General features: G+C 38.1%; 18 protein-coding genes and 1 pseudogene. 13 read left to right on the top strand and 6 right to left on the bottom strand.

Features of this window, described 5'->3' with window-relative positions; all coding sequences use genetic code 11:
- The first annotated feature begins 210 nt into the window (after positions 1-210).
- The 6 genes from FFO06_RS17105 (at position 211) to FFO06_RS17080 (ending at position 6,931) form a co-directional block, all read left to right on the top strand.
- Positions 211-1,167 carry an RNA polymerase sigma factor gene (locus FFO06_RS17105; protein ID WP_137909114.1) on the top strand — a complete coding sequence of 319 codons (957 nt, stop codon included), beginning with the start codon at positions 211-213 and terminating at the stop codon, positions 1,165-1,167.
- Positions 1,164-1,697 (top strand): hypothetical protein, encoded by a 534-nt coding sequence (locus FFO06_RS17100; RefSeq protein ID WP_137909113.1) that lies wholly within the window; start codon positions 1,164-1,166, stop codon positions 1,695-1,697. The genes FFO06_RS17105 and FFO06_RS17100 overlap by 4 nt, the downstream gene beginning before the upstream one ends.
- A gap of 95 nt (positions 1,698-1,792) precedes the next feature.
- Entirely contained in the window at positions 1,793-2,404 is a 612-nt protein-coding gene (locus tag FFO06_RS17095; protein ID WP_137909112.1) for a hypothetical protein, read from the top strand.
- A 251-nt stretch (positions 2,405-2,655) separates the two neighbouring features.
- Positions 2,656-3,483, top strand: coding sequence for a fimbrial biogenesis chaperone (locus FFO06_RS17090; RefSeq protein WP_137909111.1), 828 nt, complete (start codon positions 2,656-2,658; stop codon positions 3,481-3,483).
- 77 nt (positions 3,484-3,560) lie between these two features.
- Positions 3,561-6,362: a carboxypeptidase-like regulatory domain-containing protein gene (locus FFO06_RS17085; protein ID WP_137909110.1), complete on the top strand. Its 2,802-nt coding sequence runs from the start codon at positions 3,561-3,563 to the stop codon at positions 6,360-6,362.
- A 62-nt stretch (positions 6,363-6,424) separates the two neighbouring features.
- The gene (locus FFO06_RS17080) at positions 6,425-6,931 is read left to right on the top strand and encodes a DUF29 family protein (RefSeq protein WP_137909109.1); all 507 of its coding nucleotides are present in this window, start codon (positions 6,425-6,427) and stop codon (positions 6,929-6,931) included.
- Positions 6,932-7,556: 625 nt separating this feature from the next.
- On the opposite strand, the gene FFO06_RS17075 is transcribed toward FFO06_RS17080, so the two are convergent.
- From FFO06_RS17075 to FFO06_RS17060, 4 genes are all read right to left on the bottom strand, one after another.
- Positions 7,557-10,907, bottom strand: coding sequence for a DUF4347 domain-containing protein (locus tag FFO06_RS17075; protein ID WP_137909108.1), 3,351 nt, complete (start codon positions 10,905-10,907; stop codon positions 7,557-7,559).
- A gap of 262 nt (positions 10,908-11,169) precedes the next feature.
- Entirely contained in the window at positions 11,170-13,410 is a 2,241-nt protein-coding gene (locus FFO06_RS17070) for an FdhF/YdeP family oxidoreductase (protein ID WP_137909107.1), read from the bottom strand.
- A 501-nt stretch (positions 13,411-13,911) separates the two neighbouring features.
- Positions 13,912-14,814, bottom strand: coding sequence for a S1 RNA-binding domain-containing protein (locus tag FFO06_RS17065; RefSeq protein WP_137909106.1), 903 nt, complete (start codon positions 14,812-14,814; stop codon positions 13,912-13,914).
- Between the two features lie 53 nt (positions 14,815-14,867).
- Entirely contained in the window at positions 14,868-15,620 is a 753-nt protein-coding gene (locus tag FFO06_RS17060; RefSeq protein ID WP_137909105.1) for a dienelactone hydrolase family protein, read from the bottom strand.
- Between the two features lie 204 nt (positions 15,621-15,824).
- On the opposite strand from FFO06_RS17060, the gene FFO06_RS17055 reads away from it, so the two are divergent.
- Positions 15,825-16,811, top strand: coding sequence for a GntR family transcriptional regulator (locus FFO06_RS17055; protein ID WP_137909104.1), 987 nt, complete (start codon positions 15,825-15,827; stop codon positions 16,809-16,811).
- Between the two features lie 164 nt (positions 16,812-16,975).
- Here the strand turns inward: FFO06_RS17055 and FFO06_RS17050 are convergent, their stop codons facing one another.
- Entirely contained in the window at positions 16,976-17,461 is a 486-nt protein-coding gene (locus FFO06_RS17050; RefSeq protein WP_137909103.1) for an allophycocyanin subunit alpha-B, read from the bottom strand.
- A 146-nt stretch (positions 17,462-17,607) separates the two neighbouring features.
- On the opposite strand from FFO06_RS17050, the gene rlmD reads away from it, so the two are divergent.
- Together rlmD and FFO06_RS17040 are read left to right on the top strand one after the other, a co-directional pair.
- Positions 17,608-18,990 (top strand): 23S rRNA (uracil(1939)-C(5))-methyltransferase RlmD, encoded by a 1,383-nt coding sequence (gene rlmD, locus FFO06_RS17045; protein ID WP_137909102.1) that lies wholly within the window; start codon positions 17,608-17,610, stop codon positions 18,988-18,990.
- Positions 18,991-19,401: 411 nt separating this feature from the next.
- Positions 19,402-19,851: an ATP-binding protein gene (locus FFO06_RS17040; protein ID WP_137909101.1), complete on the top strand. Its 450-nt coding sequence runs from the start codon at positions 19,402-19,404 to the stop codon at positions 19,849-19,851.
- A gap of 83 nt (positions 19,852-19,934) precedes the next feature.
- On the opposite strand, the gene FFO06_RS17035 is transcribed toward FFO06_RS17040, so the two are convergent.
- Complete coding sequence (locus FFO06_RS17035) at positions 19,935-20,201, bottom strand: DUF6439 family protein (RefSeq protein ID WP_137909100.1); 267 nt, start codon at positions 20,199-20,201, stop codon at positions 19,935-19,937.
- A gap of 120 nt (positions 20,202-20,321) precedes the next feature.
- Between FFO06_RS17035 and FFO06_RS22080 the strand changes: the two are divergent.
- The 4 genes and pseudogenes from FFO06_RS22080 (at position 20,322) to FFO06_RS17015 (ending at position 22,923) form a co-directional block, all read left to right on the top strand.
- Positions 20,322-20,573: pseudogene (locus FFO06_RS22080) on the top strand (sll0565 family protein).
- A 153-nt stretch (positions 20,574-20,726) separates the two neighbouring features.
- Positions 20,727-22,118: an asparagine--tRNA ligase gene (gene asnS / locus FFO06_RS17025; protein WP_137909099.1), complete on the top strand. Its 1,392-nt coding sequence runs from the start codon at positions 20,727-20,729 to the stop codon at positions 22,116-22,118.
- 86 nt (positions 22,119-22,204) lie between these two features.
- Positions 22,205-22,477, top strand: coding sequence for a hypothetical protein (locus tag FFO06_RS17020; protein ID WP_137909098.1), 273 nt, complete (start codon positions 22,205-22,207; stop codon positions 22,475-22,477).
- 2 nt (positions 22,478-22,479) lie between these two features.
- Positions 22,480-22,923 (top strand): putative toxin-antitoxin system toxin component, PIN family, encoded by a 444-nt coding sequence (locus tag FFO06_RS17015; RefSeq protein WP_137909097.1) that lies wholly within the window; start codon positions 22,480-22,482, stop codon positions 22,921-22,923.
- The last annotated feature ends 318 nt before the right edge of the window (positions 22,924-23,241 follow it).

Below are 23,241 nucleotides of genomic sequence, written 5' to 3'. Positions count from 1 at the left end.
AAAGACGATCATAGTAGATTTATTTTTTCTTTATAAATAGCTACAACCAAATTATAAAGCGATTTCCAGAATTATTATTAATGAACTTTACTTAACTTGCTTAAATATACACATACCATGCAGAAATAGTAGGTTAATAGTAATTTGATTACTGGTTATTAACAACTAACTCCCGGTTTGCTCATTTTCTAGGTATCAGATGGTGTTTATATGTCCGCTCACGATTTCTATTTGTTCTCCAATGAGACCTTTTGGACACTTTGGCAGGAGCATCAAAACTACTTATATCGTTGCTGTGTAAAGTGGATGGGTAGCTCTGCTGATGCAGAAGATGCTCTCAGTCAAGCGATGTTCAAAGCCCATGAGAAAATCCGTAATTTTAGCGGTAATATTAAAAGCTTTAAGGCATGGTTAACCCAAGTAACCCATAATGTCTGTATGGATATATATAGAAAAGATGATCAGCGAGCAAAACAAGTTGAGAGTTGGGAGTTTCAGGAGGAATTAGTTAGTCACGAAGAAACACCGATTCTTTTGACTACCCAAGAAGAACTAGAAAATTTTTTTGAGGTTGTGATAGATGAGTTACCTTCTCGACTGCGAGAAACGTTTATTCTGCACTTTAAAGAACAACTTTCGTATCAAGAAATTGGGGAAAAACTAAATATTGCCTATGATAATGTCCGCAAGCGTATTTCCCAAGCACGGGCAATTTTAAAACAGCGATATCATCAAGATTTTCTGGGAGAAGAGAATAGATACTCCACAGATTTACAATCGTTTAGATCTCAGGTTGCTTCCCAGTCTAGAACTAGGAATAAATCGGAGAATATGATCAAAAGAAAAGTTGATATTGATGATACTTCTGTTTTATCTGATCAGTTAGAAATAGTGCCAATAGTGGAGCAGGAAAAATCAGAACCGGCGGTTACTGTTTCTCCACTTATGGTGGTGGATGTTCAATCTAATTTGAATAGAGAGGTTGAAGAGATTGAGAAAAAATCTGCTGTCAATGAAGAATATGTACTTATAAAAATTAGAGATTTTTGGCAGTGGGGTAATCTTGAGAAAATTGTGCAGTTAAATCATAAACTTAACTGGGGTAAAAGTCTAATTAATGAAAGAATAAAAGATATCCTCCTGGTATTTAATCGGTATTTAATATGATAAATCTTCGTCCTCTGGCCTTGGTTAGTGCTATTGCTATTCTTAGTAATATTGCATTATTGGCTAAATCTGAAGCCCAAACAACTCAGAATGTTAACTTTAACGGTAATATTACCGCTACTATTGTTATTAAAGTTGGTTCACCTGATAATCCTACCCCATCCATAGGTTTTATACCTAACCCGATATCAGGTGAAGCCCAGTTAACAGGTACAGCGGATGTGATTATGTCCTGTACTACTACTGCTTTCATTAGTGTGTCTGTCCCGCAACGGATATCTGCACCTTCAGGCTTCGAGGATACTTTTCGGAAAGCTCGTGTTCGTTCAGGAAACAGAATGACATCCGCTGAGGTCGGTAGTTCTACAGGTTTTCCTGGCTGGACCGACTCAGCCCCTCAGCCTTTGAGTATTAGTAGTTGTACAGATGAACCTTTGGTAGTGGAAATGGTTGCTGGTAGTGCTAATGGTAGCAGTAATCCTCAAGGAAGCTACATCTATAGAGTAACCGTGACGGCTACTCCTCAGTAAGTATAAAATGTTCGGATTACAACCATCTACTGAATTTCCGTTAAATAATTCACAATTTGGCTGCGGAAAACGTCTAACTATTAAGTCACTGAAATATGATTGCATATTTTGCTAATCTCACCTTCAGTAACCCAGCCCTAAAGGGACTGAGTTTCCCACTTACTGCGTATCTTATGAAAAATCTTCGTCGTCTTGCTCTAATTACTGGTATTGCCGCTCTCAGTGCTGTGGCTTTCAACCCCAAAGCCCAAGCAGAAACTAAAACCGTTAACTTCGCAGCTACTGTCGCAAAGCTTTGCACCTTTAGTGGAACTACAAGTGGCACCTTAGCTCCTGGTGACGGCTGGCTTGAAGCTGCAGGTGGTATACCAGGACTTGATACAGGTACTTCAGGTTCAACAACTCTTAGTTGTAATGGTGCTGCTACGGTAAGTGCAGGAGTTCCCGTTAAGATATCAGCACCTGCTGGGTTTGATGATACGAATAGGCAATCTGTTGTTTACGATGCGGAAACCACCAATGCCGCCAGCAGTTCTACTGGCACTCGCTTATGGGCTGTCTACACTAATTCTAGTATAACTGTTCCTGCTGATCAATCTCGTGTTCTTAAAGTCGCTATGAGTGCTGGAGCAGCGCCAGGTACTGCTGGTAATGTTGTGGCTGGAACCTATAGCTATAAGGTTATTGTTACCGCTACTCCTAACTAAAGCAAAGTCCATTTATCGACTCTGTTTTAGTTAAGTAGGTAAACATAATAAAAACGATATATGTTTAGTTTTGTGAAAACCGTGAAACGACCTATTTGCAAGGCATTCATTGAATTTACATTTCGTCATATACCTTTAATTTTTTCTGTTTACCTACTTATCTTGTTTTTGGACTGGATTGGATGCCTGGGTTTAAGCTCCAATCCTTGTCCTATTGTATTGCAGATAATTCTAGTTGATAAAAATTAAGTATGAAAATTTCTTGTAAGAAACTAATTTTATATCCTTTGAGTAGTATTGTGTTTTCTACCTTTTTATTATCGGGAAATGCTGCTAAAGCTGATGTTGCTGTTGCTCCACTGGTAATTGAAACCGTAGCTAAACAGGGACAAGCACAGGGAACAATTACAGTGACAAATGGAGATGCTAAAAGCTTCCGCGCCCGTGTTTATACTCAAGCTTTTACCTATGATTTACAAACTGGATTTAAACTTTTAGATGCCAGTCCTTTCGATTTAACTCCCTATTTGCAATTTTCCCCACGAGAACTGCAAGTTCCTGGTACAGATAATCGTCGTATCCGGTTTGTTGTGCGCTTTCCTCCCAGTTTACCCGATGGTGAATATCGAGCAATGTTATTCACAGAAAATTTAGAAGCGACTTTTCAAGAAGAATCAGGTACAAATAATGGGGCTATTTTTAAAACAGCAATTGTTCCCAGAATAGGAGTAGCTGTTTATGTTCGCAAGGGCAATATTTCCCACAATTTAACTGCGGTTAATGCTAGATTTGATTCTAAATCGCAGCAACTTCAATTATTGGTTAAAAATAGCGGAAAAGCTAGTGTAATTACTCAGGGAGAATGGACGATTAAAAAGGGAGATAAACAAATTTATAATGGTAGAGGTATAGATACAACGGTCATTGCTGAAGGGGAACGTTATCTCGCTGTTGATTATTCTAGTCCTGGTAAGAAAATTAAATTAGAACCGGGAGAATATCAACTTTCTGGTAATTTGGGATGGGGTGTAAACCAGACCAATAAAATTCCGTTTAGTGTCAAATTTATTGTTCCCTAAAAATTCATTGATTAAGACGATTTTCATTGGCAAATATACGATAAAAACCGTCTTTTTGGATTTGACGTAGTTTAACAGTGTTTTTCAAGATTAATAATTATCTAAAAATACTTTGCTTTTTTAATTTAGTTAGTTGTAGTTTTATTGGTAAAAATAATTTAATTTTAGCAGCAGAATTACCTAGGCAAGTTTCTTTGAATGAAGAAAATAGCCAAAAGCAAATACTCATAAAAACTCCCCTGGAAAATATTTCCCAACCCAAATATTTTGGGGATGAAAATTTTGGAGATGAAAAATTACCAATATTTTTAACTCAAACAACTTCAACACCGCCAAAAGATGATCCTGTAACAACATTTATTATTGGCTTAAATGCCGGCAAAAACAATATTAGAGATGGGGTTTTGGTGCGGGGTGAAGTTAAGGATAAAGACGCGATTAATTTTGACAAGTGGTTAATTCCTTATGATGATGTTCTGCAAACATTAAAGTTTACTTCTAAAAGTATATCAGATCATGAGGTTGAGTTGCGATCGCCTTTTAAAGTTATTCATTTTGATACTAATAAACTGCATAATGATCCAGAATTAGGATTAGTCCTTTCCACGAAGGAAATTAAAGATATTTTCGGTATTGAATCTAAATTTGATTGGCGGGAATATGCTATTGTTTTTGATATTCCTGAAATCAAATCTGAGGACAGTAATAATATTGAAAAAAAGCCTGTTATCATCACAGGATTACCGAAAATTTCTCCTCCCGATATCACATTGAGTATGGTGGAACAAAGGGCTAATTTAACTGGTACAACCACTTCAGATTTAAAGAATCAGGGTACTTTATCAGCGGTGGGAACAATCCTTGATAGTAGTTGGTTTCTGCGGCTAAATCAAGGTGATATGACAGATAGTAAAACTTGGCAATTATCAGATTTACAAATTCTGAAACAAACAGATTCTAGTGATTATTATTTAGGTTCACAAGCAACTTTCTGGCCAAGTTCAAGTGGGGGAGATTTTTGGGGATTTACTACTATTAAACGTTATGGTTTTTCTCCTTTTTCCACCTATGGTAGTGGTGGTGTCAACTTTGGTCAAAGATTACAACCAGAGCGGATTTCTGGAACTGTAACAGGTCGCGCTCCCCCAGGAACTTTAGCACGTCTTGTTAAAGGTTTATATAATCCTACTCCGATAGCTGAACAGTTAGTTGATATTTCAGGAAATTACCGTTTTGATAATGTTCCTGTGGGTAGAAAAATAGGCACAAATTATCAAGTTTTATTATATGCTGATGGAGTTTTAACTGCTAAACCACGAGTTGAAGATGCCCGGTTTAATTTATTACCTGAACAACTGTCTATGGGAACATCAGCTTTAATTGTTTCTGGGGGAGGGAAACGACATTTAAATAATAATGATTTTTGGGGAGACTTTACCCAATTTAGTGGAGGAATCAAGCAAAGATGGGGATTAACGAAGGATTTAACTGTAGGTTTAGGGGGTATATATGATTCATCTTTTCAAGGTTTAACAGAGCTTTTTTATCAGCCGCAAAAGTCTCCTTTTAAAGCAAATATTTCTGGTTTGATGGGAGATAAGATCAAGATTAATACTAATCTCAGTTGGGAAAAATCTCCTTTAAAAGTTACTGTTTCTAGTGTCATAGCAGATGATATCAAGCTAAATACTAATGTAATTTGGGATGGTAATCCTAATTTTTATGCGACATTAAGTAATGATTTAAAATCTACTCGCTATACTTTCGATTTCCAGATATCAAAGCAATTCAAATTTAATAGTAATGGGGATTTAGACAAAGATAAAAATTTCGGTGTAGGCTATTCTTCTAGTAGTGGTAATTCTTCTACTTCTGCTCTGGTGAATATTAATACAAATGCTCAATTAAATTGGAGTTTAAATCAAACTTTAGGCAAGTTATCCTTTAATCATAGTGGTAATCAGTCTAGCACTTCTTCCCAACTATCTTATTTATTTCATCCTGACCAGTCTTTAATTTTTAAATATGAAACTCTCAATTCTTCTCAAAATGCTAATTTACTAAGTGCATATTGGCGTTATACTTCTCCTATGCAAACTAAATACGGTGAAAATCTTTGGCAAGGTGAGTTAGGTTATAGAATGGGTTCTTTAGGAACAGGACTTTATGGAACGCTGGGAACAACTGTTTTACCAGGTATTTTGTTACAGGCACGTTATGAGGGAGTTTCTCTAAATTCTGATCAAAGTAGTTTGGGTATTCAACTGGTTTCTAGTTTGGGTTTTCAAGGGGGGATAACTCCGGGTGATAGACAAATCGAACGTTTTCGCACTCAAGGAGGTTTATTAATTAAACCTTTCTTAGATCGTAATAGCAATGGAAAACGAGATCATCATGAAGAAATATATCATGATAATTCTGATTTTCTCATGCTCAATAATGAGCCTGTTATATCTTCGCAACTTGATATTCACAAAGATAATTTAATTGTCCGTCTTCCTCCCGGAACTTATCGTGTAGATTTAGATCCTGCTGGTTTTCCTCCTGACTTTCAACCTGCAATTAGTAGCTTTGCTGTGCAAGTGGTGGAGGGAAGTTATACACCTGTTGTTATTGCCTTGCAACCGGCCTACACTTTAGCTGGAACTTTGACGGACTCCAAAGGAAACCCTATTGCTGGTGCTAAAGTTGAAGCTATTGATAATAGTTCCAAATCATCAGTTATATCTATTACGAATAATGCAGGTGTTTTCTATTTGGAACAGTTGCGACAAGGAAGTTATCAGTTAAAAGTCAATGGTAAATATGCTGAACCTAATACAATTACAATTAAAGCAGATGCTAATACTTTACAAGAGTTAAATTTAAAATTACCCTAGTATGCTTTTTTGTAAAAGCTGTGTTATTATTAGTATGTGAATCATCCTGGAGGTTAACGAAAATGACTCAGGAATTAATAGACCTCAGAAACAGCATTTTACAAGGAAATTATGCCGATGCTTTAGCAATTATTGATGAATTAGAGGGAATGAGTAAACAGGCAATATTGAGAAATATAGAATCATTTTTAAAGATTTTACTAATTCATTTGATGAAAAATCAAATAGAACAGCGATTGACAAATTATTGGATGGCTTCTATTCGTAATTCAATTAGAGAAATTCAAAAAATCAATTTGAAGGAAAATAAAAGATCCTATTATGTCAATTATGATGAATGGGAAAATTTAATAGAGGAAGAAGTAATTGAAGATGCGATCGCTGATGCTAGTATAGAAATCATGAATGGTAAATATACCCGTTCTCAATTATCGGAGATATTAGATAGAAAGCCAATTATAACAACAGCTATGACATTTTTATTTTTAACTTATACCTATTCACCAAAAGAACTACCAGCTATTATGGATGATTATCTCAGTCAGTTAGCAAATGATAAAAATTGGTAATTTTTCGTTATTTTTTGGTTTTTATGCTTTTCCATACTCTAGCAAATAATTGACTAATGGTACGGAAGTGATCATATAATTTCACAGTATAGTATAATTAAAACTTATATAAAATCAATAATACTTTTAATATTCATAACTTAGGAAAATTCAAGTTTAGATTTTCTTAATAATTAATTGAGAATTATTTTTATTTAGCAACGAGCTTGCAATACTTGCGGCGATTTGCTAGAATTATTGAGAATTTCATAATTGGGTTATTATTGTCAATTTTGTACCCTGCTCAAAAGATGATCTGCAAAAGTCTTTATTGATAGTCGTTTCAGAGATCAATTTTGAAAAAAAATACAAAACTTTACAAATTAGCAGTGGTTTGAAAGAGTAAATTGGGGAAAAATTATTCAGCAAATAATGTACTTTGACTAGTAGAACTAATGTACTATTGACAAATAGGGTAATTTATGGTATGTGAGGATGGTTTTTGGTGGTAGGTAGGGTTAGCAAGCAGCTAAGGATTTCTGAGAATTTAGTTGTCGTTAGTGCGCTAAAGCTCTATATATTGTATCTCTAATGTAGAGACGTTTCATAAAACGTCCCCACATGGTTTTTGGGAGATATTGAGAAACTACACCCAACTAACAATAAAGTCTTGGTTAGTGAGATTTAGTCCAGGGGAAAGTTGAGCTAATGCTACCTGTGAACCAGAACCCAAAGCATCAGCATCAAAATAGACGATACCATTACTATTATTATAGATAATGCTATTAGTCCAAGAATTAGCACTTGTCCCCACAGAAAATACACTGGGAGCTAGTGCATTACTTACCCCATCTGTCCACACCAGAGAATTAAAGCCAATTCCAAACAATTCTATCTTGTCTCCATCTGCCTTAGAAAAGTCGGTAATGGTGTCCATCCCGTCGGAGGGAGAGTTAAACCTGAACCTATCTGCACCAAGTCCACCAGTGAGAGTGTCATTTCCTCCCATTCCTAAGAAAGTGTCATTTCCAGAACCGCCGACTAGGTTATTACTGGTTGCATCTCCGGTTAAGGTTAATGGTCCAGTCGTATCATCATTAGTAATAGTTCCCGTGACGGCTGTGGTTGTCCCAATGGTATAACCTGTTCCTGTAGTTAGAGTTAAAGCCACAGTTTCATTACTTTCCACAGTGGTATCGGCTGTGGGGTCAATAGTCAGAGTTTTTGTACTACTTCCCGCAGCAAAGGTAATAGTTCCGGTGGTAGCGGTGAAAGTAGCTGCACCGATTTGAGTATAGTCATTATTGAATGTGGCTGTACCTGCAACGTTGTAGTTAACGGTTAAGGCGTTGGTTGTCGCTCCTGTGCGGGTGAAGGTGTAAATTAGGTTGGTAGTTCCGTTTTCTAATACACTACTGGGTGATACTGCTAGGGTAATGCTGGGAGAAGCAACAACATCATCATTAGTAATAGTTCCCGTGACGGCTGTGGTTGTCCCAATGGTATAACCTGTTCCTGTAGTTAGAGTTAAAGCCACAGTTTCATTACTTTCCACAGTGCTATCACCTGTGGGGTCAATAGTCAGAGTTTTTGTACTACTTCCCGCAGCAAAGGTAATAGTTCCGGTGGTAGGGGTGAAACCGACTGCACCTATTTGAGTATAGTCATTATTGAATATGGCTGTACCCGCAACGCCATAGTTAACGGTCAAGGCGTTTGTGGTAGTTCCTGTACGGGTGAAGGTGTAAATAAGATTGGCTGTACCATCTTCTAGTACACTACCGGGTGATACTGCTAGGGTAATGCTGGGAGAAGCAACAATATCATCATTAGTAATAGTTCCCGTCACGGTTGTAGTTGTACCAACAGTGTAACCTGTTCCTGAAGCCAAAGTTAAAACAACAGTTTCATTACTTTCTGGAGTGCTATCACCTGTGGGGTCAATAGTCAGAGTGGCTGTACTTGCACCCGCAGCAAAGGTGATGGTTTTTCCTGTTCCTGGTGTTGCACCTGTATAGTCGCTACTGTCTGCTGTACCCGTAACGCCATAGTTAACGGTTAAGGCGTTGGTTGTTGCTTTTGTGCGGGTGAAGGTGTAAATTAGGTTGGTAGTTCCGTTTTCTAATACGCTACTGGGTGATACTGCTAGGGTAATGCTGGGAGAAGCAACAACATCATCATTAGTAATAGTTCCCGTGACGGCTGTGGTTGTACCAACAGTGTAACCTGTTCCTGAAGCCAAAGTTAAAACAACAGTTTCATCGCTTTCTGGAGTGCTATCACCTGTGGGGTCAATAGTCAGAGTGGCTGTACTCGCACCCGCAGCAAAGGTGATGGTTTTTCCTGTTCCTGGTGTTGCTCCTGTATAGTCGCTACTATCTGCTGTACCCGTAACGCCATAGTTAACGGTTAAGGCGTTGGTTGTTGCTTCTGTACGGGTGAAGGTGTAAATAAGGTTGTTAGGTCCGTTTTCTAATACGCTACTGGGTGATACTGCTAGGGTAATGGTGGGAGGAGTAATATTATTCGTCGCATTAAAAAATATCTGGGAGAACTCATAGGTCTGTTGAGGGATATTACTATATTGATACAAGGGACCTCCTCCTGCGGGAGATGGTTGATCACGATTGATACTCCAAAAAGAGGTCATCCCCATCCCAACGGTGTTAGCAAAGTCAGCTAATTGTGTGGCATCAGCTTGGGTAAACTTTTCTGTAGGAACATCATTAACCCCAATCATTGGGGTTACACCGATTTTAGCCCAGGCTTGAGCATCAGTTAGGGTTACGCCAATATTTTGATAGGCAGTTTTGATTTGAGCTTCGGTACTTTGGGCTGCTTGAATAGCATAGTAGCCCATTGTTTTTTGCGTAGTAATTGGCGCAGCCGAGTCACCATAGTCCATGGCCATGACATTGACATAGTCCAGTTTTACGCCAGCAGTTAGAGCGGACTGTACAATGTTTAAACCAGAGGAATCTAATCCAGTAGGTAAAACAGGTAAGGTCAAACTGACACTGATATTGATACCTTGAGATGCGTAGCTTTGTTGTAACTGATACAAGGCTTGATTCCGTCTGTTATTTGATGTGGAATCCGCAACTGCTGCTCCCTCAATATCAAAGTTAAGCCTAATTGTGCCATTATTTGCTCCATAGGTGTCGATGATTGTTTTGTAAGCGGTTTGCGCTTGTGCAACCGTTGTTGCAGCTTGTGCGATTTCAGTACCGATTGCACCACCAAAACCGAAGATGACATCTCCACCTATTGCTCGTAAAGCAGTGATTTTATCTTTGTACCAGCCAGTGCCAGGATCATAAGTGGAATAACCTCCCCATACTCCTTTAACACCTGCTGTTAAACTATCTTCATTAATGAAGGCTAAGTTAAAGATTTTAACTCCTGTAGCTTGAGAGATCGCTGCGATGTCAGGCGTTGGCCAAAGTGTGACATCTACATAGGGCGCGAAAAGGGTAGTGTTGGGTAAAACAGCAGTATAAGCCTCCATTGCCTGAATTTGCAAAGCCAGAGGCGCTTCAATTAATCCAGTCGCATATTCTAAGAGCCAATCTCCACCCAATGCAGCACTACCAGTCAAGTCATCAGATGCAGCTACATCTGCCCCGGTCAGTTGACTAATTTGCTGGACAAAAGCTTTACCAATAACCCCCCCAGCCACGTCACAACCATACAGCAGAATGTCTCCTGTGGTAGTGAGAGATTGACCCCACTGCTGTAATTGTGAACTATAGCTATTGAGGGTTGCTGAGTTTAACTGAGTTGAACCAAGGGATAAACTACCCTCTCCACCGTGAGAAATAATTTGAACACTATCAATGTCTGTCAGTGCTGCTAATTTATCGGTAATCTGCCTAATACCGTCCCGTGTTTGGTCAATAATAAACACCAGTGAGCCAGGTTCGACACCATTAACTAGATTCTGCCAGTCTGTAACATTGGGATCAATGAAAACGACGGTTTTGGTAGATTTTGCCACAATTGTAATCCTGTATTAATTAAAAAGTTGTTTTTTTTACTTTACCAACCCCGCACTGACTCCAGTATCTATCTTGAGATAGGTTTTCATGTCGCATTCGTCATTAGACGATATCATATCACCTATAGTGTCTACAATTTTCTCGTTTCCTCTGTATGAAAAAAAATTTTTAGAAGGCTTTGCTTTTTTTTTTCAAGTGGAGGCAGAGCCTCCTAATGGCATTCCCAGTCTGAGACTGGGAACGAGATAATAGAGATAATATTTAGTACACAAAAACCGGAACTCTTTTATAAGCAGGTGTACCACTTTGAGGATCAATTGCTGCTGTCAATAAAACGTTAGCTTCAGGATAAAACATAAAGGCTACACCTTCACGAATTGCACCACAAATAATTTCAATATTCTCTAGTTCTCCTCCACTTCCTTTAACTGTAACTCGTTGATGTTCTTGAAATCCTGCTTTTTTAATATCCAAACTATTCATTAAAATACAATGACGATGGGGCATATTGCGATATTTATCTGCACTGCGATAAACTACGGTATTATGTTGTCCATAACCGCGTCCTGTTCCCAATATTAAGACAATTCCTGGTTGATTTTCCTCCACACCAAAAGCTGATTTATCAGGTAAAGTTAATTGTGGTAAAGGTGTGACAAACATCCGGGCTTTACCATCAAAAGTGGGAAATTTAGGTTGATCAAAAATCCGTCCTGCAATGGTAAATTCTGCCTGAGTTTGATCAATTTGACCTATTTTTTCGTAACCAGGAATAGTTTTAGCAATTAATTCTCTAACATAAACCGTATCTTGCAATTTACGCCAATTAATCGGATGTTCATCATGTAAACGATGGGCTATTTCTGTAATTAATTCTACTTCAGAAATCAAATCAGAATTATCTGGTTGTAAATGACTTTTACCTGCATCATTTAACCTGACAAAATTATTACCTGATTCCGTTGTTGTCCGGTGGGGGTTTTCAAAGCGATTGAAAACAGGTAAGATTAAAGTTTGCTGTTTTGCTAATCCGTGAAAATGTCCTAAATTCGGTTTGGTCGCTACATAAAAAATGGTTTCTATTTGTGATAAAGCCCGTTTTGCTTGTGATAAATCTGGGTTAGCTGCATACAAATTTCCCCCTAAACAAAAGAGGGTATTGATCTTTCCTAATTCTGCTGCTGTTATTAAATCACGGGTATGATAACCTGGAGTTTCATTCAGGGGTTTTCCTAATAGCTGAGATAGTGCTTGTTTGATTTCTTCTCGCAAATTGACGGTGACACCCATTGAACCAAATCCTTGGACGTTAGAATGTCCTCTAATGGGCATTGTTCCTGCGCCAATTTTACCAGCATTACCTGTAATTAAAGCCGTATTTGCTATACTCAAAACATTATTTACACCGTTAGTTTGTTGAGTGATTCCCATAGCCCAAGCAAAAACTACACGCTCAGATTTACCAATTATATAGGCTGTGGCGGTAATTTCTTCTTGAGATAATCCGCAGGTTTTGGTGATATCATCCCAAGATATATTATTGGCATAATCTAAAATTTGTTGCCAGTTTTGAGTGCAGGATTTGAGATATTCTATTTTAATTAAATTTTGGGCAATTAGGGATTTTTGTAACCCTAGAAATAAGGCTATATCACTACCAGGAATGGGTTGCAAATATAAAGAAGATATATCAGAACCCCCGGTAAGTAAGGATTTGATCGGAAAAGCAGGGGAAGCAAATTTAACTAAACCGATTTCAATTTGGGGATTAATAATAATTACTTTACCACCCCGGTCTCGTAATTTGATTAATTCGTTCATTAATCGGGGATGATTTGCGGGTGCATTAGAACCAATTAAAACCACACAATCACTATGTTGTAAGCTTTCTAAACTTACCATTGATGTTCCTGAACCGAAAACTTTTTTTAAGCCGACGGTTGAGGGAGCGTGACATAAATCCGAACAATCTGCTAGATTATTACTACCTAGCGATCGCATTAACAATTGTAATAAATAAGCGGCTTCATTAGATGAACGTCCAGAACTATAACTAGCTATAGTTGCTGGTGTTAAACTAAAGGCTGGTTTTGCGATTTGATAAACTTCTTCCCAACTAATACGTTGATAATGGGATGATCCTGATTTAAGAATGAGAGGATAACTAAGTCTGCCTAAGTTATCACATTCTTGAGAAGTTAATTCTTGCAATTCACTGATATTATATTTTTGAAAAAAATCTGGTTTAATTCCTGGTTGCAATTCTGCTGCAATAGCTTCTACACTTTTAGCACAACGTTGTAAATATTCTCCTGCTTCATTGACAAATCCTCCTTGTTGTCCACCCGTACCCCAAGCACAGGATAAACAAGCGCTTTTATGATTGAGAGTTTGCCATAATTGTAAACCTTGGGGTGAGAGAGTTTTTTCTACCCAATATTGGATTACGGGTAAACCGCCCCCTGCATGGGAATTAGATTTATTTTCTGGTAAATTGTCCATAAATAGGAGTTGTATATCTTATTTATAAAGCTTTAATGAATTCTTCTGGACTAAAAGATTCTTCATCGTCTTCAGAAATTAAATAAATGTCCAATTGTTTTAAAGGTTTCCATTCTTGATACAGCAAGTAGCTTTGAGTGAAGTACACCTTGTGCGGGCAAGACTTGTACTGAGATTGGTCGAAGTATGCCCGCACCACAAGAGTTTTATTATTAATATCTGTACTTCATAATATCGGGAACTGCTGTAACTAATGAGAGTAGCGATCGCTTTTCCAGCTTTTTCAATAACAAATAACAATTGATGTTTCTCCTTGGGTAAGACTATCCAAAAAATCACTCAAATGTTCTTGTATTTCAGTAGCATTTACTTGATTCATGATCATTTCACTATGATGATATTGATGATTTTAACTGCATCTGAATAAATAGGGAATAGGGATTAGCAATTAGCAATTAAGATCTGACAATTACCAATTACCAATCACCTGTTATCAATCAACTATTCAGCAGTTTTATTAGCTGCACGATTAGCACGAGCTTCTGCTGAATTCATGACTTCTGCAAAATTTTCCACAAGTTCACCAGGGAAATTTTCCAAAACTCTGGTAGAAATAGCAATTCGACCTTTACCCTGGTCTAAATCAATAATTACAGCTTTAATGGGTTGACCAATTTGAAAGACCTTTTCTAAAGATTCAATAAATTTTTGGCTGACTTGTTTAATGTGGAGTAAAGCACTGACACCATTTAAATCTACAAATACACCAAAAGGTTTGATGCCGGTAATTTTTCCCTCTACTAATTGACCTAATTCTAATAAACTGAAGTTACTAGAACGAGCCGCTAAACGTTGAGAAAGAACCAGTTTCTTAGTTTCACGATTAATTTCTAAAAAGCCGACGGTGAGACTTTGGCCTTTGAGTGCTTCTAGATTATCACGTTCAGATATGTGCGATCGCGGAATAAACCCCCGCACACCCAAAAGATCAACCGTAACACCGCCTTTATTAATACCTGTTACCCGCACTTGGACGGTTTGGGAATTTTCTTGCATTTCTAACAGTCTGTCCCAGATCTGACGCATTTCCAATTGCTTACGGGAAATAGTAACTTGACCTTCAGCATCCTGATCCCGAATAATTAAAAACTCTAGTTCCTCATTCATCGGTAATACTTCCGACAAATCAGTTACTGCTCTCAAAGAAGCCTCATCTTGGGGAAGAAACGCAGACGATTTTCCACCAATATCAACATAAGCTCCATCATGGTCAATTTGGAAGACTTTACCACGAACAATTTGCCCTTTTTGAAATTGGTAATCGTGCTTTTCTAGTGCTTTAGCAAAATCGTCCATTGAAAAAGACGAATTGGCTGTTTGAGAAAGTTTGGATTCGGAATTCATGACTTTGAAGATAAATTGTTATTTGTTAGTTGTCAGTGGTCACTGGTCAATTGTCAGTTGTCAATTGTCAGTTGGCTAAAAAGTTCTTGGACTTGTTGCCAAGCATTCGCCGCAGCTTTAGAATTATAACTGGCACGATGGTCACAAAAAAATCCGTGATCAGCCCCATTGTAGCGAAAAACACGATGGGGAATTTTGTATTTTTCCAGTTCTGCTTCAATTTCGTCCACTTGTTCTAAGGGAATACTCCCATCTTGGTTCCCAAAAAAGGCGTAGATAGTTCCTTTAATCTCTGATGTCCGGGTAATAGTGGGATTTCCACCTCCAGGAGTGCGATTAGTAATCCCCGCACCGTAAAAGGATGCAGTAGCCTTAATATCTGGTAAAGTAGCAGCTAGATAGGCGACGTGACCACCAAAACAAAAGCCAATACAACCAAATCCCTCTTTTTTGACTTGGGGTAAAGTTTTTAAGTAGTTAATAGCTGCTTGAATATCGCTTAAAATTTCTGATGCTGTGGTCTGTAACCAAGCGTATTTTCGGCCTATTTCCACGTCTTCGGGAGTATAACCAGTTTCAAATCCAGGTGCTTGACGTTGAAACAGTGCCGGGGCGATGGCTACATAACCCAGTTTAGCAATTCGTTCTGTTACATCCCGAATATGCACGTTAACACCAAAAATCTCCTGTAAAACAATAATTCCCGGATAAGAACCAGGGGAAGTTGGTTTTGCTAAATAAGCATCTATTTGGAAATTGTCCGCGGAAATTTGAATTGTTGAAGTATTTATTGCTGGCTCTGTCATAATTAAGTTGGCAGTAAGGGAAAAGACAAGAGATAATAGGCCACAGACAAGAACTTAAATAGCTCTTTAATTGATTTTGACTCTTAACTCCCGACTCCTGTATAGTTCCTTGGTAATATTTATCAGAGTAAATTAACCCATTAATCATATATTTAATAGGTAACTGATGGCAATTAATATAAGTTTTAGGCAGAGGAATTGGTCATGATTCAGTTCCGTATTCAACCAGACAGTGAAATTCCCGCATCTAACCAACTATTTAATCAAATCCGATTTGCGATCGCCTCCGGGCAATATTCACCCGGATACAAATTACCCAGTACCAGGGCTTTAGCAATGCAAACCGGGTTACACCGCAATACCATTAGCAAAGTTTACCGCCAATTGGAGGTAGAAGGATTTGTGGAAAGTCTTGCAGGTTCAGGAATCTATATTCGTACCCAAGGTCATGAAGGTGGAAATAGATCACAGTCCCCCATTCTCAAACAACATCCAACCAGTTATAAAGTAGTTCAACAAGCCCTAGACGAGTTACTCACCCAAGGCTGTTCTCTCAATCTAGCACGGGAACTATTTTTAGCAGAAGTTGACTGGCGTTTGCGTTGTAGCGCGAGAGTATTAGTAGTAACTCCATCTCAAGATATTGGGGCTGGGGAATTAATGGTTGATGAATTAGAGGAATCCCTGCAAATTCCCGTCCAGCTAGTACCAATGGAACAACTAATGGCGGTATTAGACCAAACAGCCTCGGCCACATTAGTCACCAGTCGTTATTTTATCGGAGAAGTGGAAGCGATCGCTGCCCTCAAAGCCGTTCGTGTTATCCCCCTAGATATTCACGACTACGGAAAAGAACTAACTGTAGTTAAAGGCTTACCCAAATCCAGTTGTATCGGTATAATTAGCCTCAGTTCTGGTATTCTCAGAGCTACAGAAGTCATTCTCCACGGTTTACGAGGTGAAGAATTATTAGTAATGACTTCCCAGCCTAAGGATGATTATAAACTACACGCCATTGTCAAACGCTCAGAAATCATCTTTTGTACCGATCAAGTCAGCTACTCCACAGCCCAAGCAACCTTACAAACCTTCCTAGAAGACCTCATTCGTCCACCTAAACTCATTCGCTGTGAAAACTATATCGGTACACAGTCAATTAATTTACTAAAACGCGAACTGGGACTAATTTAACTAATTTAACAGCAGTCACTTATCACGGAGATAAAATATCCCCACAACTGGTTAATAACTTGACAAATATTGCCATAGCCACTACCAACTGCGGGGAAGTCAAGAGCCTTAACCCTATTCCCTATTTACTGTTCCCAATTCCGGGCTATAATACAGGCCTTTGATTAAGACATGGCTTGAATGATGTAATCAAAGTAGGGTGCGGTCTCTGAAGCGTCTTCTGCATTTAGTAAATCCAAGGACGCTTGTTTGAGAGAATTAATCGCCTCTACCATTCCTGGAACAGGAACGCCTAGAGAATTGTACATTTCTCGTACACCAATCAAACCAATTTTTTCAATGGGTTCTTTGTCACCAGCAAGTACACCGTAGGTAATTAGGCGTAAGTACCAGCCAAAATCCCGAATACACAAAGCCCGTTGTTTTTCACCGTAAGCATTACCACCAGGGGCGATAAAATCAGGGCGTTTTTGCCAAAGTTTTTTGGTGGCTTCTTGAACAATTTTTTTCTCGTTTTCTGAAAGGGTGGCAGCGATTCTTGTGCGCTTTACACCAGTTTCCAAAAATGCTTTGATGTTTTTGAGTTCACCACTGCTGGGATAACGCAGTTCGTCGTCAGCTTGGAGAATAACTTGGCTAATTACAGTCATGATGATCTAAATAACCCGAAATATTTATATTTGCTAGTTTACCGACTTAGAGGAACATTCGTGAAGTGTGTGGGAAGATAGACATAAATCTATTCACAATTCTACATTAAGGAACTCTCCCTTCCCTATTCCCTAACAACTCACTAATGACTAATATAATGTGGCGACAAGGTGAAATTATCGAACTGGAAATTACTGATTTAAACGACACTGGTGACGGTGTGGGACGCTTTGAACAGCGTGTGGTTTTTGTTCCTGATACTGTACCAGGCGATCGCCTACTTGTCAAGTTACTCAATGTTAAGCCAAAATATGCTTATGGTCAGGTGCAGGAATTATTGCAAGCCTCGCCTCAACGGGTGCGACCAAGCTGTATTGTCGCTGATAAATGTGGTGGTTGTCAATGGCAACATATTAAATATGATTACCAGTTAATAGCCAAACAAAATCAAGTAATTCAAGCTTTAGAAAGAATTGGCGGTTTTGTTAACATACCTGTAAATCCAGTATTAGTAGCTGCTACATCCTTGGGTTATCGCAACAAAGTTACCTATCCTCTTGGTATTGCTGCTACAGGTCATGTCCAAGCTGGATATTATCACAAAGGTACACATAAATTAATAAACTTAAATCAATGCCCAGTGCAAGATCCACGGTTAAATCCTTTATTAGCTGAAGTAAAATTAGATATTGAAAAGCAGGGTTGGTCAATTTATGACGAAACCAGACACAAAGGATTAATTCGCCATTTAGGTTTACGCATTGGCCGTCGCACAGGAGAAATGCTGCTAACTTTGGTCGTCAAAGATAGGAATTTACCAGGAATTGAAAACCAAGCACAGCAATGGTTACAGCGTTATCCCCAATTAGTGGGCGTGTCATTAAATCGTAATAGCGATCGCACAAATGCTATATTTGGACTAGAAACCCGTTGTTTAGCTGGAGTTCCTTACCTACGAGAAAAATTCGCCGGACTGGATTTTCAAATTCGCCCAGATACCTTCTTCCAAGTGTACACAGAAACAGCCGAAGCACTATTAGAGGTAATTCAGTCAGAACTAAATTTACAAGGTCATGAAGTCCTAGTAGATGCCTATTGTGGCATAGGGACCTTAACTTTGCCCCTGGCTAAACAAGCAAAGCATATCATCGGTTTAGAATTACAATCAACAGCAGTAAAACAGGCAATTGTCAATGCTCAAGAAAATAGAATTAATAATGTCACATTCCAAGTAGGTGCGGTGGAAAAGATTCTCCAGAATTTAGAGATCATACCGGATGTCGTCTTACTTGATCCACCACGGAAAGGATGTGAAGATAACGTTATCAAAACATTAAGAAACCTGAAACCTTCTCGAATTGTTTACGTCAGTTGTAAAGTATCTACCTTAGCCCGTGACCTCAAATTACTTTGCGAAAATGGACTGTATAGACTCACAAGGGTGCAACCTGCCGACTTTTTCCCCCAAACTGCCCATGTAGAAGCAGCCGCTTTTCTGGCACTATCGGACAATGACCAGAGTAGTTAATTTTTCACAAAAAATAAAAATCAGAAATTTGTAGTCTAGTGGATACTCATAATGCTAGAATGAAACTACATAGAAATAGAAACTCATTTTGTTTTAAAGAAATCGAGGCTGCATAAAATGTTAAGAAAGGAATAAGATTGTGTTAAATACAAACCAGCAGTTAATGAGATTGTTTTTCTCCTCCTGTTCAAAAATAGCAGTTTTTATTTATCTGCTAAATCAACAGATTAACTTGAGAAAATTGTAAATAAGCAATATGAATTCTCGTCTTAATTTACCAGCCAAGAGCATTTTTATAAATTTAGTTTTACAGACGTAAGTTTACAGGCAACATGATCACCTAATTCTGATCAGAATGCCTGAAACAGCTTTCCTGATGTCTAGCTAACTAAAAGCTACGGGGTTTCTCTTGTGATTACCATTTCTCTTCGTCCAGTCGGGCGTTACTGGGGGACAATTAGTTTTGCTTCCACCCTTTATCTTTGTCCAATCCTAGATTTATTGTTGACAGATATTCCGGCAAAATTGCAATCAGAACTGCGACTAGGACTCCAAGAAGCCCTAGTAAATGCCGCTAAACATGGGAATAATCTTGATCCCGCTAAATTAGTAGTAGTCCGTTTCTCATTAGTAGATAATCAATATTGGTGGATTATCTCAGATCAGGGTAGCGGTTTCACTCCCTCCATTACAGGTGATAGTGATCCCAATGACTATTTACCACCTGAGGAAGCAGAAAGTGGACGCGGTATGTCCTTGCTGCATCAGATTTTTGATCAAGTAGAATGGAATCGCAAAGGTACAGAACTCAGGCTTTGTAAGCAGGTAGAAAGCCGTCGTTTATTATCTTTGGGAAGGTGAAGGGTGAGGTTAATTCCTTTATTACTGGGGCAACCACAGGGGGTTTGCCCTTACCCCATTGGGCAACCACAGGGGGTTTGCCCTTACTTTGTTTTGTGTCCGTGGGTGGGGCAAGGAGGGGCGGAAATTGATTTGTCTAGCCAGCCTACAGCCTGTTCTAGTCTGGCTTGCGCCTCTTGGGGTTCATTTTTGACTAAAAAGACTATGGCGGCGGCAACCTGTTCACTAGCGCGGGCATTGCGGTTAGATTTGAGACGATGCCAATCCTCTGGAGTGATCCTTAACCTTTCCATGAGTGCTTGTGCCAGTTCTAAAGTGCTAATTTCATTTAGTTGACTAGTTTGCAACATAAGACTAAGTGCTAAGTTAAGAGTAAAATTTATGATTTAATCATCATAGCTAATTACGAATCGCTAATGACTAATTTAGAGGAAAATCCCCACTTAGATTTTGCACAGGAATGAGAGGAAGTGGAAACTTGAGTAAGATTCTTGAAGGCACAATGGCAACAATAATTAAAGAATTTAAAGCAAAATAGCAAACAGACCCCATAAATTAAGACAGAGTTAACCTGCATTCAAAAACAGTGGGAAACCTTGGAAATCAACTGAGAAAGCCGGTTGTTTTCTTGGGATACCCTAAAAAGACCTTTTTGGCAAGCTATCCATTTTGGCGGTTTGGGCGTTATTATAGGTTGGTTACTAAAATCTTGGGTTGGATGATGGAATTTTAGATTTTGGATTTTGGATTTTGGATTTTATTTAAACCAAGTCCAATGATATCAAATCGGAAATTTTATGATTCGGTTTATCCGATTTTCAGTCTCTATTTTGCTATAATTGGTATTATATAGTCAAAAAAAACAGTTGGAGAAAATGCTAAATCGTCGTATTGCAGAAATATTAAGAAGTGGTAAACCAGAAGAAACTTTGGTAGTCCAAGGTTGGGTAAGAACAAAACGCGAGTTAAAAGGATTTGCGTTCTTAGAAGTTAATGATGGTTCATCCTTGGGTAATTTGCAAGTTGTGATTAATCAAGATTTACCAGATTATCAAGGAATCTTAAAACAAATCAATACGGGTGCTTCTATAGAAGTATCAGGAGTGATAGTAGCTTCCCAAGGTAAAGGACAAAGAATAGAATTAAAAGCGGATACGGTAAAAATATACGGAGACGCTGATCCTGATACCTATCCCCTGCAAAAGAAACGTCATTCCTTTGAGTTTCTAAGAACCATAGCCCATTTGCGCGGTAGAACTAACTCCTTTGGTGCGGTATTTCGGGTCAGAAATGCTTGCGCGACTGCTATTCACCAATTTTTTCACGAACGGGGATTTTTATGGGTACATACTCCCATTATTACTGCTAGTGACTGCGAAGGGGCTGGAGAATTATTTACTGTTACTAATTTTAATTTAAAGAATGTTCCCCGCAGAGAAAATCAAGAAATTGATTATAGTCAAGACTTCTTTAGTAAACCTGCATATTTAACAGTTAGTGGACAGTTAGAAGCCGAAATTATGGCTATGGCTTTTACTAATGTCTATACTTTTGGTCCTACATTCCGGGCGGAAAATTCTAATACTTCTCGTCATTTAGCCGAATTTTGGATGGTTGAACCAGAAATGGCTTTTTGTGATTTAGAGGGTGATATGGATTTAGCTGAGGAGTTTCTGAAATACATTTTTAAATATGTGATGGAAACTTGTCCAGAAGACATGGAATTTTTTAATGAACGCATTGATAAAACTGTTTTAGAAACTGCTAATAATATTATTAACAATCAATTTGAACGGTTGACTTATACAGAAGCAGTTAAACTTTTAGAAAAAGCTGATGTTAAATTTGATTATCCTGTGAGTTGGGGTGCAGATTTACAATCAGAACATGAACGCTATTTAGCCGAACAACTGTTTAAAAAGCCAGTCATTGTGACAGATTATCCGGCACAAATCAAAGCTTTTTATATGCGGTTAAGTGATGATGAAAAAACCGTCCGCGCTATGGATATTCTCGCACCAAAAATAGGGGAAATTATTGGTGGTTCCCAACGGGAAGAACGGTTAGATGTTTTAGAAAAACGGGTTTTAGCACAAGGTATGAACCCGGAAGATTTGTGGTGGTATTTAGATTTGCGTCGTTATGGGACTGTTCCTCATGCTGGTTTCGGTTTAGGGTTTGAAAGGTTGGTACAATTTATGACGGGTATGGGGAATATTCGGGATGTGATTCCGTTCCCTCGCACACCAGAAAACGCGGAGTTTTAATGATTTTAGAGACGTTGTAAATCACGTCTCTTTAACCGAAGCCTTTGTTATACTAAAAGTAGGTAAACTGTTCCTATGAAAATGTTATGCCATCACCTAAGATTATTGAAATTGAACAAATATTACAAACTTACTCCATTGAAGATAAACAATGGTTATTACAGCAGTTAATTCAACAACTGGGATTAAATAATCAAGAAAAACCACCCGGAGATTATAAACAACAAGCAAAAGAGATTATTGCAGAAACTATCAGCGAAGTTTTAGCTTTATCCAATGACTGTGAAGAGGAAGTTTGGCAAAAATTTTATGCCGCTAGTGGAAGAATATCGGCAAAATTAAATGAATCGGATTTCTGATAATGTCTTTTCAAAAATTTGATTCACCAATACCTTTAGTAATTGTAGATACATCTGTTTTCATCTCGGCTTTATTGAGTAAAAACCCAAATAGTGCGCCTTGTCAAATTATTATATTCTGGCGAGAAGGTAAATTTAATCTAGTAATTTCTCCACAAATATTAGAGGAATTAGTTGAAAAATTATTAGCAAAAAATATTGATAAAACTGATATCAAAGATATTTTGACAGCCATTTTTTACACAGCAATTAAAATCCAAGGTACTTATGAAGCAACAATCTTGGATAATATTGATCCTAATGATAATATGTTTTTGGCCGCAGCTTATGAAGTTAGTGCTGATTATTTAGTTTCTCTTGATAAGAAACATATTTTGCCGTTAAAATACTATCACGGAACACAAATTTTATCACCGGATTTATTTATCAGGATATTAGATAAATAAAATCAGTTTTAGTGATGCCGAAACAATATTAGTATCTAATATAGCAAGTAGCTTTGAGTGAGGTACACTTTGTGCGGGCAAGATGCCCGCACCACAAGAGTTTTATGATTAATATCTGTACTTGATAATATCGGAAACTGCTGTAAATAACTGATTTACAGCAGATTTTATCTTCATGAGGTAGGCTTTTAGCGGGCAAGATGCCCGCACCACAAGAGTTTTATGATTAATATCTGTACTTGATAATATCGGAAACTGCTGTAAATAACTGATTTACAGCAGATTTTATCTTCATGAGGTAGGCTTTTAGCGGGCAAG

The sequence above is a fragment of the Dolichospermum planctonicum genome (genome assembly GCF_005402965.1).
Lineage (GTDB): Bacteria > Cyanobacteriota > Cyanobacteriia > Cyanobacteriales > Nostocaceae > Dolichospermum > Dolichospermum planctonicum.
The sequence above is the reverse complement of the archived record's forward strand: the minus strand, read 5'-3'. Positions and strand labels throughout refer to the sequence as shown.